This is a genomic window from Acinetobacter sichuanensis (assembly GCF_003024515.2).
Classification (GTDB): Bacteria; Pseudomonadota; Gammaproteobacteria; order Pseudomonadales; family Moraxellaceae; genus Acinetobacter; species Acinetobacter sichuanensis.
The window spans coordinates 1-585 of the sequence record NZ_PYIX02000218.1; the positions used below are offsets into that span (position 1 = coordinate 1).

Below are 585 nucleotides of genomic sequence, written 5' to 3' on the forward strand. Positions count from 1 at the left end.
AGAGATGGATCCGTAAATTTGAACAACTCCTATAAGTGATATTCTGCTCCTCAAATGATGTTATAAACATCAATATATGGAGTATTTTATGGCACGTAGACCAAGAAGAAATCATTCAAATGATTTTAAAGCTAAGGTAGCACTTGCTGCGATTAAAGCAGAAAAAACACTTGCTGAATTGAGTGCTGAGTTTGATGTTCATCAAAACCAAATTATTGACTGGAAAAATCAATTGATCTCAGCTTCCTCGCAAGCTTTCGATCAATCAAAAGCTCCAACAGAACCACCCATCGATCTAAAAAAACTACATGCAAAAATCGGTGAGCAGGCATTAGAAATTGATTTTTTAGAAGGTGTGTTGAAGAAACTGGGCCGCTTCAACCACAAAAGTTAATCGACGACTCACTTCAGATTTCAGTATCTAAGCAAGCTAAGCTGCTGAAAGTCTCCCGTGGTTGTTATTACTATCGCCCAAAACCTGTGAGTGCATCAGATCTGAAGCTGATGCGATGTATTGATGAATTACATATGCAATATCCTTTTGCAGGCAGTCGTATGATGCGTGATTTGTTGAATCGTCAAGGA

At 38.1% G+C, this 585-nt stretch carries 1 pseudogene; it reads left to right on the plus strand.

The window, feature by feature from the left end:
- Window positions 1–76 precede the first annotated feature (76 nt).
- Window positions 77–585 (plus strand): annotated as a pseudogene (locus C9E89_RS23120) (IS3-like element ISAba14 family transposase); the annotation flags it as partial.